Annotated in this window: 16 protein-coding genes and 1 pseudogene; 16 read left to right on the top strand and 1 reads right to left on the bottom strand. The window is 66.2% G+C overall.

Going from position 1 to position 13,258, the window contains the following annotated elements; all coding sequences use genetic code 11:
• The 5 genes and pseudogenes from VGL40_12000 to VGL40_11980 all read left to right on the top strand — a co-directional run.
• Nucleotides 1-192 (top strand): 16S rRNA (uracil(1498)-N(3))-methyltransferase (locus VGL40_12000; protein ID HEY3315984.1); only part of this gene is annotated, 192 nt, incomplete at its 5' end.
• A complete protein-coding gene (mtaB, locus tag VGL40_11995; GenBank protein ID HEY3315983.1) occupies nt 192-1,574 on the top strand; it encodes a tRNA (N(6)-L-threonylcarbamoyladenosine(37)-C(2))-methylthiotransferase MtaB in 1,383 nt (460 codons plus the stop codon). The genes VGL40_12000 and mtaB, both read left to right, overlap by 1 nt.
• A gap of 27 nt (nt 1,575-1,601) precedes the next feature.
• The gene (locus tag VGL40_11990; GenBank protein ID HEY3315982.1) at nt 1,602-1,808 is read left to right on the top strand and encodes a methyl-accepting chemotaxis protein; all 207 of its coding nucleotides are present in this window, start codon (nt 1,602-1,604) and stop codon (nt 1,806-1,808) included.
• A 334-nt stretch (nt 1,809-2,142) separates the two neighbouring features.
• The gene (locus VGL40_11985; GenBank protein ID HEY3315981.1) at nt 2,143-3,273 is read left to right on the top strand and encodes a D-alanine--D-alanine ligase family protein; all 1,131 of its coding nucleotides are present in this window, start codon (nt 2,143-2,145) and stop codon (nt 3,271-3,273) included.
• Nucleotides 3,274-3,288: 15 nt separating this feature from the next.
• A pseudogene (locus tag VGL40_11980) lies at nt 3,289-3,489 on the top strand (hypothetical protein).
• Here the strand turns inward: VGL40_11980 and VGL40_11975 are convergent.
• On the bottom strand, nt 3,426-3,875 hold the full coding sequence (locus tag VGL40_11975) for an OsmC family protein (protein HEY3315980.1): 450 nt from the start codon (nt 3,873-3,875) through the stop codon (nt 3,426-3,428). The pseudogene VGL40_11980 and the gene VGL40_11975 overlap by 64 nt on opposite strands.
• Nucleotides 3,876-4,098: 223 nt before the next feature.
• On the opposite strand from VGL40_11975, the gene VGL40_11970 reads away from it, so the two are divergent.
• The 11 genes from VGL40_11970 to VGL40_11920 all read left to right on the top strand — a co-directional run bounded on the left by VGL40_11970 (nt 4,099) and on the right by VGL40_11920 (nt 13,246).
• Nucleotides 4,099-5,208, top strand: coding sequence for a hypothetical protein (locus VGL40_11970; protein HEY3315979.1), 1,110 nt, complete (start codon nt 4,099-4,101; stop codon nt 5,206-5,208).
• 171 nt (nt 5,209-5,379) lie between these two features.
• On the top strand, nt 5,380-5,724 hold the full coding sequence (locus tag VGL40_11965; GenBank protein HEY3315978.1) for a histidine triad nucleotide-binding protein: 345 nt from the start codon (nt 5,380-5,382) through the stop codon (nt 5,722-5,724).
• A 162-nt stretch (nt 5,725-5,886) separates the two neighbouring features.
• The gene (gene rpsU / locus VGL40_11960; GenBank protein ID HEY3315977.1) at nt 5,887-6,060 is read left to right on the top strand and encodes a 30S ribosomal protein S21; all 174 of its coding nucleotides are present in this window, start codon (nt 5,887-5,889) and stop codon (nt 6,058-6,060) included.
• Between the two features lie 77 nt (nt 6,061-6,137).
• Nucleotides 6,138-6,587 (top strand): GatB/YqeY domain-containing protein, encoded by a 450-nt coding sequence (locus VGL40_11955; protein HEY3315976.1) that lies wholly within the window; start codon nt 6,138-6,140, stop codon nt 6,585-6,587.
• 206 nt (nt 6,588-6,793) lie between these two features.
• Nucleotides 6,794-7,132, top strand: coding sequence for a sporulation protein YqfC (gene yqfC / locus VGL40_11950; GenBank protein ID HEY3315975.1), 339 nt, complete (start codon nt 6,794-6,796; stop codon nt 7,130-7,132).
• A 23-nt stretch (nt 7,133-7,155) separates the two neighbouring features.
• Nucleotides 7,156-8,391, top strand: coding sequence for a sporulation protein YqfD (gene yqfD / locus VGL40_11945; GenBank protein ID HEY3315974.1), 1,236 nt, complete (start codon nt 7,156-7,158; stop codon nt 8,389-8,391).
• Between the two features lie 78 nt (nt 8,392-8,469).
• The gene (locus VGL40_11940) at nt 8,470-9,468 is read left to right on the top strand and encodes a PhoH family protein (protein ID HEY3315973.1); all 999 of its coding nucleotides are present in this window, start codon (nt 8,470-8,472) and stop codon (nt 9,466-9,468) included.
• 36 nt (nt 9,469-9,504) lie between these two features.
• A complete protein-coding gene (locus tag VGL40_11935) occupies nt 9,505-11,715 on the top strand; it encodes an HDIG domain-containing protein (GenBank protein HEY3315972.1) in 2,211 nt (736 codons plus the stop codon).
• Complete coding sequence (gene ybeY, locus VGL40_11930) at nt 11,684-12,142, top strand: rRNA maturation RNase YbeY (protein HEY3315971.1); 459 nt, start codon at nt 11,684-11,686, stop codon at nt 12,140-12,142. The genes VGL40_11935 and ybeY overlap by 32 nt, the downstream gene beginning before the upstream one ends.
• Nucleotides 12,096-12,605, top strand: coding sequence for a diacylglycerol kinase family protein (locus tag VGL40_11925; protein ID HEY3315970.1), 510 nt, complete (start codon nt 12,096-12,098; stop codon nt 12,603-12,605). Before ybeY ends, VGL40_11925 begins: the two co-directional genes overlap by 47 nt.
• Nucleotides 12,606-12,637: 32 nt before the next feature.
• Nucleotides 12,638-13,246, top strand: coding sequence for a DUF502 domain-containing protein (locus tag VGL40_11920; protein ID HEY3315969.1), 609 nt, complete (start codon nt 12,638-12,640; stop codon nt 13,244-13,246).
• Nucleotides 13,247-13,258 lie beyond the last annotated feature (12 nt).

Genomic DNA, 13,258 nt, shown 5'->3' with positions numbered 1-13,258 from the left:
CTGACCGCGGCCGAGGTGGCCGCCGCCGACCGCTGTGGAATCAAGCCGGTGAGCCTGGGACCGCGCATCCTCCGCACCGACACGGCGGCCGTGGCCGCCCTGACCATGGTCCTCTACGAGTTGGGCGACCTGGGGCGCCGGCCGAGCGGCCGGCCGTCCGGCGGGCTGCCCGGTATGGACGAGGTCGAGTGATGAGCGAGCCCAGAGACGGGCGGCGGCCGCGGGTGGCCATCACCACCCTCGGCTGCAAGGTCAACCAGTATGACAGCGAAGCCCTCCTCAGCCTGTTCACCCGGGCCGGCTATGACGCCGTGCCGTCGCCCGAGGAGGCCGACGTCTACGTCGTCAACACCTGCGTGGTCACCGGCCGGGCGGCGGCCAAGTCCCGTCAACTGATCCACCGGGTCGCCCGGGACCATCCGGCGGCCATTGTCGCCGTGGTCGGCTGTTACCCCGAGACCGAGCCGGGCGAGGTGATCGACATCCCGGGGGTCGACGTGGTCGTCGGCACCCGCGACCGTGACCGCCTGGTCGACCTGGTCGAGCAGGCTCGGGCCGGGGAGGCGGCGGGGGCGGCGCCGCCGGCTCCGGCCGGGGCCGAGGACGGGGTCAGGCCCTGGCGCTACGAAGAGATTCCCATCGAGGGCTTCCACGGGCGCACGCGGGCCACCGTCAAGATCCAGGAAGGCTGCGAGCAGTACTGCTCGTATTGCATCATCCCATATGCCCGCGGCCCGATCCGCAGCCGTCGCCCCGAGGACGTCGTGGCCGAGGTGGGGCGTCTGGCCGCGGCCGGGTTCAAGGAGGTCGTCCTGACCGGTATCCACCTCGGCGCCTACGGCCGTGACCTGGGCGACGTCGATCTGGCCGGGGTGGTCGGCCGTCTGGCCGGTCTGCCCGGTCTGGCCAGGGTCAGGCTGAGTTCCATCGAGCCGATGGAGATAACCCCGGGGCTGGTCGACTTGATTGGCGACGGCCTCCTCTGCCGCCACCTCCACGTCCCCCTGCAGAGCGGCTGCGCTCGGACCCTCCGGGCGATGAACCGGCAGTACTCGCCGGACGACTACCGCCGGGTCATCGACGGGGCTCGGGGCCGTGTGCCCGGGCTGGCCGTCAGTACCGACATCATGGTCGGCTTCCCCGGCGAGTCCGAGGAGGACTTCGCGGAGAGCTACGGCTTCGCCCGGTCGATGGGTTTCTCGCGCCTCCATGTTTTCAAGTACTCCCGCCGGCGAGGGACCCCCGCGGCCGGCCTACCCGGTCAGGTCGGCTCGGCGGTCAAGGCCGCCCGGAGCGCCCGCCTAATCGCCCTGGGTGAAGAGATGGGGCGCGCCTTCGTCTCTTCCCAGCTCGGCTCGGTGGCCGAAGTACTGGTCGAAGAGGACGGGGGCGAGGGCCGGCGGGCCGACCCGCTTCCCGCGGTGCTCGAAGGTCTGGCCGATAATTACGTCAGGGTGGCCTTCGACGGTCCTCCCGAGTGGCGCGGTCGTCTGGTCCGGGTCGAACTCACCGGCCTGACCGGGCCGGGGGAAGCCGCCGGACGAGCCACCGGGGGCCCCGTGGACCAGGCCTAGGACTTGGAACACGACGGTCGAACCTCCTTGATTGCTGGGAAGGGCTTCGCCGTAGTCGCCGAGGAAGTCCGCAAGCTCGCCGAGCGCTCTTCACGGGCGACCCGCGAGATCGGCGACCTGGTCGGCGGCATGCAGCAGGGGACCGCGCGTGCGGTCAAGGCCATGTGTTCGGCACGGGAGACGTCGAACGTGGCGTGGAGCTGGCCGGCAAGGCCGGAGAGGCGCTCGATCTGATCTTCTCGACCGTCGACGAGACCGTCGCCGTTCCCTGGCCGAGATGGCCATGGGGATGCAGGCGTTGGTCGGCCGCTTCAAACTCTGAGGCACCCGGGACCCCTTCCAACGCTCAATCTGACTCGTCCTGCCCTGGATAAGGATGTGGCTTGACGCCCCGGCGAGGATGCCCTTCACAGAACGCCCTCGACCCAAGGGGCGTCTTCTTTTTCCGGGCTCGGCCCCGTCGGACCTGAATTTGCCAGCCCTGTCCAGCCCGGCTGGACAGGGATAAGCCAATTTTTCGTTGAATAGCCTAGTACTGCTTTTTGCCGGTTAAACGGGAGGTAGGGCTTTGACCAGGAAGTTAAGGGTCGGCGTCATCTTTGGAGGCCGCTCGGGGGAGCATGAGGTCTCTCTGATGTCGGCCTCCAACGTCATCGGCGCCATCGACAAGGACAAATACGAGGTCGTTCCGATCGGGATCGCCCATTCCGGGCAGTGGCTCCTTTCCGGTGACTCGATGAAGGCCCTGAAATCGGGCATTGAGGGATCCCCCGGGACGCCCCTGGCGATCCTCCCCGACCCGGGTTCGCCCGGCCTGATCAAGTTGCCGGAAGCAGCGGACTCCGGGGCGGCCGGCCCCGGGCCCGGTCGGCCGGAGGCCATCGACGTCGTCTTCCCGGTCCTCCACGGGACTTACGGTGAGGACGGGACGGTCCAGGGCCTTCTGGAGATGGCCAACATCCCGTACGTCGGGGCCGGTGTCCTGGCCTCCTCGGTGGGCATGGACAAGGCCATGGCCAAGGCCGTCTGGCAACAGCGTGGTCTGCCGGTGGTCGACTACCTCTTGATCCTCCGGCGCGACTGGGAGGAGCGGCGTGACGCCGTGGCCCGGGAGATCGAGGTCAAGTTCGGCTTCCCGGTCTTCATCAAGCCGGCCAACCTCGGCTCGAGCGTGGGGATCAGCAAAGCCCACGACCGCGATGAACTTCGAGCCGGCATGGACCTGGCGGTCCGCTACGACCGGAGGATCCTGGTCGAGGACGCCGTCGACGCCCGGGAGATCGAGTGCAGCGTCCTCGGAAACGACCACCCGGAGGCCTCCGTGCCGGGCGAGATCGTTCCCTGCAACGAGTTTTACGACTACGCCGCCAAGTACGTGGATGAACGTTCGCAGTTGCGGATCCCGGCCGACCTGCGGCCGGAGACGGCCGCCGAGGTCAGGCGACTTGCCGTCGAGGCTTTCAAAGCCATCGATTGTGCCGGGATGGCTCGGGTCGACTTCTTCGTTGAAAGAGGCACCGACCGGATCTACCTTAATGAGCTCAACACCATTCCCGGCTTCACCAAGATCAGCATGTACCCGAAGCTTTGGGAGGCCAGCGGCCTACCGTACGGGGAGCTGATCAACCGCTTGATCGCTCTGGCCATCGAGCGGCATGCCGACAAGAACCGCAACGAGACCGTCTACCGGTCGGAATGACCGGCATTCGCCCCCAACGACGCGACCGACCCCGGCTTCGGACGCGCCCTGAGGCGGGCGGCCGGGGCCGTGGTCGAAGTCTTCTCCTATCGTTGCCGGGCCGCTTCATGTGGCGTCGAGGCGGACGAGCCCCCCGACGGGTCCGCGGCCCGTCACGGCCGGTGGATCTCCCAGTCCACGGTCAGGTCGATGCCGGCGTCCTTCACCAGGTTATAGGCCGGGCAGCGGTCGACCCACTCCTCCTTGAGCCGTTCGAGAAGCTCGGGGGAGGCGTCGGTGGTCAATCTGACCGTCTCGGCGATCTTCTGGAAGTGCTCGATGACCTTCGGATCGCCCTTAAGGCCGCGGGGGTCGATGGTCCCCTCGGCGGCTAGTTCCAGTGACTCGATGGCCACCCCGATTTCCCCGGCGACCATCCTCAGGATGATCGCCGTGCAGCCGCAGAGGGCCGCCAGGACGTACTCCATCGGGCTGGGCCCGGCGTTGCCTCCGCCCATCGCCGGCGGCTCGTCCATGTACAGGGGCGGGAAGTCCCGGATATGCACTGCGGTCTTGGCCTTGCCTTGCCAGCGGGCCCGGACGTCGAGCTTCAGTTGGTCCACGATGATCCCCCTCTCTTCCAGGTCTCGTCCTATTCTTTCCCGCCGGGAGGCAGGGCCAAAGGTGTCAACCGCAGAAAGACAAGGCGGTCCCCTGCCCGCGCGGCCGCAGCGCCATCCCCTTCGCCGACAAGCTCGCCGCCTTCGAGCGGCTCAAGACCATAGCCGATCAAGCCTCCGCCGACCGGTGAACGACGGCTGAGGATCCTGCGAGGTGGCCGCCGAGGTGGTCTTAGCGTCGTCCCTCTTCGAACCCCTCCAATGGTGTGGCCTGAGGCTCAAGAACCGCATCGTCATGGCCCCGATGGTCAGCGACTACGCCTCCGAGGAGGGTGAGGTCACCCTCAGGGTGATCGGCTACTACGGGGAGCACGCCGACGGGGGTCCGGGCCTGATCACCCTGGAAGCCACGGCGGTGGCCCGCGACGGTCGGCTCAGCCCCAACGAGCTCGGCCTGTGGTCCGATGATCTCCAGGACGGCATCCATTACCTGGTCGAGCGGATCCACAACGCGGGGGCCAAGGTCTCGATCCAATTGAACCACGCCGGGCGGCAATCGGGATTCCTCGCCCGGTCGGGGATGGGCCTGGTGGCCCCGTCACCGATCCCCTCGCCGACCCTGCCCCTCTCGAGGCCCAGGGAGCTGGACATCCCCGAAATCCGGGCCCTGGTCGAGGCCTTCGCCTCGGCCGCCGGGCGGGCGGCCGCCGCCGGCGCCGACGCCATCGAGATCCACGCCGCCCATGGCTTCCTCATCAACCAATTCCTCTCCCCCTTCGCCAACTACCGGGAAGACGACTACGGCGGCGACTTCGTCGGGCGGATGCGCTTCCCCCTGGAGGTCCTGGCCGCCGTCAAACGGGCCGCCGGCTCGGGCCTGCCGGTGGGGGTGAGGATCAGCGCCGACGAGTATGTCGCCGGCGGCAACCGGGCCTCCGCCGGCGCCGTCATCGCCCGCTCCCTCGCCGAACGCGGAGCGGACTTCATCCACGTCTCGGCGGGCTTTCCCGGGGGCACGGCCCCGCCCGAGCCGACCGGGGCGACCCTGAGTTCGACGGCGCTCCTCGCCAAGGGAGTCAAGCAGGTCCTGCGGATCAACGAACTGGAGACGCCGGTGACCGCCGTCGGGCGGGTGCTCCGTCCGGAGACGGCTCGGCAGATCATCGAAGACGGGGTGGCCGACCTGGTCGCCATCGGCCGCGCCCTGCTGGCCGACCCGCTCTGGGTCCGCAAGGCCGCCGCCGGCCTGGAGAACGACATCAGGTACTGCGCCGGCTGCCACGACTGCATCCACCACGACCGCGGCTGCCCGCCGCTCGTGAGCCCCCGCTCCTGAGCCCCGAGGAGGTCGCATCGCCGCGGGCGGTGACGGTGGTGGGCGATGACGGTCACTTGTAGCTCCTTGCCAAGAAAGGGATTTTCCGCCGAGAATCGAATAATTGGAGCGGCACCTTCCGATACTCTAGCTTGAAGACCGGGGCCAAGTCCGCCAAGAACGGGTGACAACATGGAAGACTGCCTTTTCTGCAAGCTCGCCGCCGGCCAGATCCCCAGCGACACCCTGTACGAGGACGACCACGTCAGGGCCTTCAAGGACATCAATCCCGGAGCCCCCGTACATTTCCTGGTCATCCCCAAGGAACACATCGCTTCCGTCCGGGACCTGGCCGAGCACGACGCCGATCTCCTCGGGCACATCTTCGACGTCATCAACGCGGTGGCGAAGAAGGAGAAGTTGGTTCCCGGCGGCTATCGGGTCGTCGTCAATTACGGCCCCGACGCCGGGCAGACCATCCATCACCTGCATTTTCATATCCTCGGCGGGCGGGCCTTGGCCTGGCCGCCGGGCTAGACAAGCAGTCTTTTGCCACCCCGATTATTGATTGACATAACAAAAACGGTCATAGTATAATCTTTCTGCGTGCCTGCGAAGAGAAGAGCCACCGCGGGCCGGTTAAGTTTTCCTGTGCGGCCGATCGGGCCCACCCTTACTTGGACGAGGGGAGGGATATTCATGGAAGTCAAGCTCGGCAAAAACGAATCTTTGGAGAGTGCCCTCCGTCGTTTCAAGCGCCAATGCCAGAAGGCCGGCGTCATCTCTGAGGCGCGCCGGCGCGAGCACTACGAGAAGCCTAGCGTCAAGCGGAAGAAGAAGTCCGAAGCGGCGCGGAAGCGCCGGTATAAGTAATGCAAGTAACGGCTGGGTCCGATGAGGGCCCAGCTTTTATTATGGCAACTCAGCATCCTGCAAGGGAGGCGTCGACGGTGACCTTGAAAGAAAGGCTCAACGAGGACATGAAGTCGGCGATGAAGGCCCGCGAGGAAGGCAAGGAAAGACTGTCGGTCATCCGACTGGCCCGGGCGGCGATCAAGAACGCCGAGATCGACCGCGGCCACGAACTCTCCGACGAGGAGGTCCTCGAGGTCCTCGCCCGCGAAGTCAAGCAGCGGCGCGACGCCATCGTCGAGTACCAGAAGGCCGAGCGCCCGGAGACCGTGGCCGCCCTCGAACGAGAGATCGCCATCGTCCTCGGGTACATGCCTCAGCAGATGACCCCCGACGAGATCAGGAGCCTGGTCGTGGAGATCATCGCCCAGGTCGCGGCGAAGGAGGCCAAGGACATCGGCAAGGTCATGGGCGCCCTGATGCCGAAGGTCAAGGGCCGGGCCGACGGCAAGCTGGTCAACCAGATCGTCCGCGAGACCCTCGGGTGAGGTGCCGGGGCGGCGAGGGCGCCCCTTGAAGCGATGAACCAGCGGGCTCATCCGGGGTCGAAAACCGAGATGAGCCTTTTTCTTGTCGTCTGTCGAGACGACCCGTGACGACAGACGGGGGCCCCGCGACGGCTGACGGCCGGTCCGGTCATGCGGCCGCCCAGCCCGGCATAGGCTCTAGAGAACCGCCACGCGGGGGTAGGAAGATGTCCGAGGACCGCCGGCGGCCGTGGCCGAATCGGGCCATCGAGGAACGGATGACCCGCTACCGCGTCCGCAGCCGCCGTCTCCGCCAAAAACTCGCCAACCTGCTGGAACTCCCCAGCGACGTCATCCTCGACCTCCCCCGGGTGGTCCTGGTGGGCAACCTCCAGGCGGTCGTGGAGAACCACCGGGGCCTGGTCGAGTATTCCCCCGGCCGGGTCAGGGTCGGCCTGGAGACCGGCCAGCTCGTCCTGACCGGCGAAGGCCTGGTCATCGGCAGCGTCGGGACCGAGGAGATGATCGTCCTCGGCCGGATCACCGGTCTGGAGTACCGGGTCTAGTCAGGGCGGCGGGGAGGTCGGCGATGGTCGTCTTCAGGGTCATTGCCTATCTCATCGGCTACCTGACGATCCGGGTCGAGGGTCAGAGTCCGGAGCGGCTGGTCAACCTGGCCGTCCAGGCCGGAATTCCAGTGTGGCAGGTCGTCGCCGGGCGTCACGTCCTGTGGATGAAGGTTCCGGCCCGTAACTTCGCGGACCTGCACCACCTAGCCCGCAAGGGGCGGGTCCTGGTCCACATCGAGGACCGGCACGGCCTTCCTTTCTCGGCCCGCCGCGTCCTTAATCGCCAGGGCCTGGTGGTGGGCGTTTTTTTGTTTCTCGTCGGTCTCTTCGCCCTGTCGTCCTTCGTCTGGAGCGTCGAGGTGACCGGCCTGGAGACCCTGCCGCTGGACGTGGTCACCCAGGCCGCGGCCAGACTCGGGCTCAAGCCTGGGGTCCTCAAGCGATCGGTCGACTTCCATGTCGTCGAGACCGGGCTCGTCCTGGAGGTCCGCGAGATCTCCTGGGCGGCCCTGGAGATCCACGGCACCCGCGCCGTCCTGGCCGTCGCCGAGAAGGCCCTCCCGCCGGCCGAGGCCCCGGCGACGCCCCCCGCCCATGTCGTCGCCAACAAGGACGGGTTGGTCGAGGAAGTGCTGGCCCTCAAGGGGGTCCCGCTGGTCGGCCGGGGGCAGACCGTGACCGCCGGCCAGATCCTCATCTCCGGCCTCATCGGCCTGTCCGCCGAAGAGCAACTAGGCCTGGTCGAGCCGCACAAGCTACCGGGGGGGCTCCCCCCTCTGACCCGGTTGGTCCATGCCGCCGGGATCATCCGGGCCAGGGTCTGGTACCACGGGCAGGCGGAGGCCTTCCTGACCAGGGTAATCCGCCTCCGGACCGGCCGCGCCCGGACCCGGGTCCTCATCAAAATCGGCCAGCAGGAAATAATAGTCAAAGGCCAGAACGACGTGCCCTTCCAGGACTACGATCGGACCGAAACCCACCGCTCCGTGCCCATCTGGAGGAATATCCAGATCCCTGTCGAACTGACTTGGATAACCTTTCACGAGGTCACGACGGGCGAAGAGACCGTCGCGCCCGAGGTTGCCGAACAGGAGGCCAAGGAGAGCGCTACCGTCCAGGCGATGACCAGAATCCCACCGGGAGTCAGGATCATCGACGTCCGGCCGGTGATCGCGGCCGGCGAAGGCAAGGTCTCCGTCGGCGTGACCATCGAGACCCTCGAGGAAATCGGACGGGCGGAGGCCATCGTCCCCTGACCGGTAACCAGCGAGACGGCCTTTCGGGGCCCAAGCCATCGCTGGCCTAGGAGGTCGCTAAAACCAGTCTTGGAGAACATAGAGACCGAGACCAGGATCCCCATCCTCAGTAACGACGAGGCCCAGAACCTGTTCGGCCGGTTCGACCAGAACCTGAAGATGGTCGAGGAAGGCTTCCCGGCGAAGATCGTCAGCCGGGGGAACGAAATCGTCGTCACCGGGGCGACCGAGGACGTTGAAAAGGTCTCGACCCTTTTGCGACAACTCCTTGACCTGCTCCGCTCCGGGGTGAACGTCTCCGGTCGGGAGGTCAGGTACGCCATCCGCCTTGCCCAGGAGGGGAACGACGCCGACCTGGGCGATGTTTTCTCCGACGTGGTCTGCATGACCACGCGAGGCAAGCCGATCAAGCCCAAGACCCTGGGCCAGAAGGAGTATATCGAGGCCATCCGCCACAACGGCCTGGCCTTCGGGATCGGGCCGGCCGGCACGGGCAAGACCTACCTGGCCATGGCCGCGGCCATCCAGGCCTTCAAGAACAAAGAAGTCAACCGGATCATCCTCACCCGTCCGGCCGTGGAGGCCGGCGAGAAGCTCGGCTTCCTCCCCGGAGACCTGCAGGAGAAGGTCGACCCTTACCTGCGGCCCCTCTATGACGCCCTCTATGACATCCTCGGCTTGGACACCTTTCAGAAGTACATGGAGCGCGGGATGATTGAAGTCGCCCCGCTGGCCTACATGCGCGGCCGGACGCTGGACGACTCCTTCATCATCCTCGACGAGGCCCAGAATACGACCCCGGAGCAGATGAAGATGTTCCTGACCCGGCTTGGCTTCGGCTCCCGGGCCGTGGTCACCGGCGACATCACTCAGGTCGACCTGCCGCGCGGGAAGTTCTCCGGGCTCGAGGAAGTCCGGGTGGTCCTCAAAGGGGTCGATGGCATCGCCTTCGTCTACCTCAGCGACCGCGACGTCGTCCGCCATGAGCTGGTTCAGAAGATCATCAAAGCCTATGAAGTCTTCGATAGACTGCGCAAGGACGAGCCCGTCCGGAGCGGGGAGCCGGATCGGGCCTGATTCCGGTCGAACTAAGGGAGAAACGAGCTGAAGCGGTTGGCTTCCTTCGATGACCTCGGCAAGAAATGGCGACGTGTCCTGAACGATCGACTGTTACCGGACCCCGCCCAGCGGCGCATCGTTTGGGCGGTTATCTTCTTTATCCTCCTGACCGTGATCATCGCCGGCCACGCTCGGCCGGAGAAGGTTTCCCTGCAGGTCGGGCAACCGGCGCCGCGAGACATCGACGCCCCCAGGGCGATCGTCAACCGGCCGGAGACGGACAAGCAGCGGCAGCAGAAGGCGGACACCGTCCCCGACGTTTATGAGCTCAACCCGGCGGTCGCCGCGGCGGCCAAGAACGACGTGGTCCGGCTGTTCGCCAGGATCGGGGAACTCAGGGCGGACACCGCCCTCACCGCCCAGCAACGCCTGGACAAGCTCCGGGCGGAGATCAACGCCAACGTCGACGACGCCACGCTGAGCCAGGCGCTCAAGACCTCGCCGGCCAACCTGGCCAACCTGGAGAAGTGGACCAGCGACGTCCTCGGCCGGGTGATGCAGGTGGGGATCAAGGAAGACACCCTGGATACCGCCAAACGACAGGCCGACAACGAGGTCGCCGCCCTACAGCTGCCCGCGACCGATCGGCTCTTCGTTTCCGAACTGGCCAAGATGGTGCTCCGGCCGAACATGGCCCTCAATGAGAACGAGACCCGGCTGCGGCGGCAGGAAGCGATGGATTCGGTCGAGCCGGTCAGGATCCTCCGCGGGGAGCGGGTCGTCCATGATGGCACCATCGTCACTCAGGAGGACCTGGTCATCCTCCAGGACCTCGGCGTCCTCCGGCAGGGCTTCGACCTGAGTTACTACGTCGGTTCGGCGATGATGGCCGCCATCCTGATGGCCGCCATCGGCCTCTACCTCTACGCCATGGCCCGCAAGGCCTGGGAAGACGAGTCGGCGATGATGATGCTCGGGATCATCATCGTCGTCACGGCCTTTCTCGCCGGGGCGGTCAACACCGTCTCGGGCTACCTCGCCCCGGTGGCCTTCGGGACGATGCTCGTCGCCATCCTGGTCGACCGGCAGGTGGCCGTGGTCTTCGCCATCGTCCTCGCCGTGATCACCGGGCTGGTCAACGCCAACGACTTGCGCTACGCCGTCGTCGCCGCCCTCGGCGGTCTGACCGGCGTCTTCTCAGTGGCCCGGGTCGGTCAGCGCTCCGACGTGATGCGGGCCGGCTTTCTGGTCGGCCTGGCCAACCTGTCGGGGATCCTGGCCCTGTCGTTGATGGGCGCCCACTCCCTCTATGAGATCGAGACCTGGCGTACCTACCTCTGGGGGATGGTCAACGGGCTGATCGCCTCGATCCTGACCATCGGCTCGCTGCCCTTCTTCGAGAGCTTCTTCGGCGTCATCACCGCGGTCAAGCTCCTCGAGCTGTCCAATCCCGGGCAGCCCCTCCTCCAGAAGCTGCTGGTCGAGGCCCCGGGGACCTACCACCACAGCATCATGGTGGCCAACCTGGCCGAGGCGGCCACCGAGGCCACCGGTGGGGATCCGCTGCTGGCCAGGGTCGGCGCCTACTACCACGATGTCGGCAAGACCAAGCGCCCATACTTCTTCATCGACAACCAGTTCGGGTTGGAGAACCCGCATGACAAGATTTCGCCGACCCTCTCGACCCTGATCATCACCTCCCACGTCAAGGACGGCGTCGAGCTGGCCCAGAGGTATCACCTGCCCCCGCCGATCATCGACATCATCCGGCAGCACCACGGGAACTCGCTGGTGTCCTATTTCTTCTCCCGGGCGGCCGAGAACGGCCGGGCCGAGGAAGTCGTCGAAGAGGACTTCCGCTATGAGGGCCCACGCCCGCAAACCCGCGAAGGGGCCGTCGTCATGCTGGCCGACTCGGTCGAGGCGGCGGTTCGCTCGCTGGCCAAACCGACCCCGGCCCGCATCGAGACCCTTGTCCGGAAGATCCTCAAGGACCGCCTCGACGACGGCCAACTGAACTCGTCCGGCCTGACCTTCCGCGACCTCGACACCATCGCCGGCTCATTTGTCCGGGTCCTTTCCGGCATCTTCCACCCGCGGATCGAGTATCCCGATAACGTCCTGGCCGACCTGCGCCCGGGCCATAAGAACGGCAAGAACGGCCGGGAAAGCGGGAAGGATAGCGGGAAGGAAGGCGCGAATGGGGCCGAAGGCAGCGGGGAGGGTCCAGACAATGGAGGTTCTGATAAGCAATCTTCAGGATAAGGTGCCGGTCGACGAGCGGTTGGAGGGTCTGGTCAGGTCGACCGTCGAGGCCGGCCTGACTGAGGAGCTGTCGCCCGCCCGCCGCGACCAGGTTGAGGTCAGCGTGGCCCTGGTCGACGACGAACACATTCACCAGTTGAACAAGGAGTACCGGCAGATCGACTGCGCCACCGATGTCCTCTCCTTCGCCATGCTTGAGGGGGCGGACGAGGACCGCCCCCTCCTCCTCGGGGACATCGTCGTCTCCCTCGAGCGCGCCCGCGATCAGGCCGAGACATACGGCCACACCTTCGAGCGCGAGGTGGCTTTCCTCACCCTGCACGGCCTGCTCCATCTCCTCGGGCACGACCATCACACCGACGAGCAGGAGCGCGAGATGGATGAACGCCAGGAAGCCGTTCTCCGGCGGCTCGGATTGGCCCGCTGAAGGCCGATCCTTCTTCCGTTCCTTCGCCTGGGCTCTCGCCGGGGTGGCCTCGGCCACCCGGCGTGAGCGCAACCTGAAGCTGCATTGGCTGGCGGCCTATCTCGTCTTGGCCGCCGGTTCTTTTCTGGATTTCCTCGTCTCCGATTGGCTCTGGGTGTTTCTGGCGATCACCCTCGTCATCTCGACCGAACTCATCAACACCGCCGTCGAGGCCGCCGTGGACCATGCCGGCGGCGGTCCCAGCCCCCTGGCCAGGCTGGCCAAGGATGCCGCGGCCGGGGCGGTTCTCATCACTTCGCTCTTCGCCCTGATCGTCTTGGCTTTGGTGGTCGTGGCCAGGAACCCCGACCCGCGACTCGTCCTTGGTCGGCTGGCCCAAAGGCCATTTTTCGCGGGCGAGCTGGCCGCCGGCTTCATCGTCCTGGCCTACCTCTTGTTCCGCCCGGTCCGGAGCGACGGCTGAAGGATCACCCCCGGGAGGGGAGACCGAAAAACATGTGGAAGAGAATCCGCGCTTGGCTCATCACCGGGATCATCGTCCTGTTGCCGGTTTACGGGACCATCTATGTCCTTCGGGTGGTCTTCAACTTCCTCAACGGCCTCACCGAAGGCCTGGTCCAGAACATCCGTCTGTTCGGCTTCCCCATCCCCGGACTCGGGTTCGTTCTGACCATTGCCGTCGTCATCCTGGCCGGCTTCCTTACCAACATCTGGATCGGGCGCCAACTCCTCAAGGGCATCGAGCTGATGGTCCAACGCACCCCTCTGGTGAGGACCGTCTATGGGACCATCAAGCAGATCGTCGACGCCTTCGCCAAGCCCAATCAGTCGGCCTTCAAACGGGTGGTCATGATCGAATGGCCACGCAAAGGGATCTACACCCTGGCTTTCGTCACCGGTGAGTCGCCTCGGTCGGTCAACGAGAAGAGCGGCGAGAAGATGGTCAACGTTTTCGTCGCCACCACCCCCAACCCGACCTCCGGTTTCCTCATGCTGGTCCCGGAGACGCAGGTCGTCCAAACCAGCCTTAGTGTCGAGGACGGGATGAAGATGGTCATCTCCGGCGGGGTGATCAACCCCGAAAAGGGCAACGCCCGCGGCTGACCCCCAAGCCCG

This window comes from Bacillota bacterium, from assembly GCA_036504675.1.
GTDB lineage: Bacteria > Bacillota > Sulfobacillia > JAJYWN01 > JAJZPE01 > DASXUT01.
The sequence above is the reverse complement of the archived record's forward strand: the minus strand, read 5'-3'. Positions and strand labels throughout refer to the sequence as shown.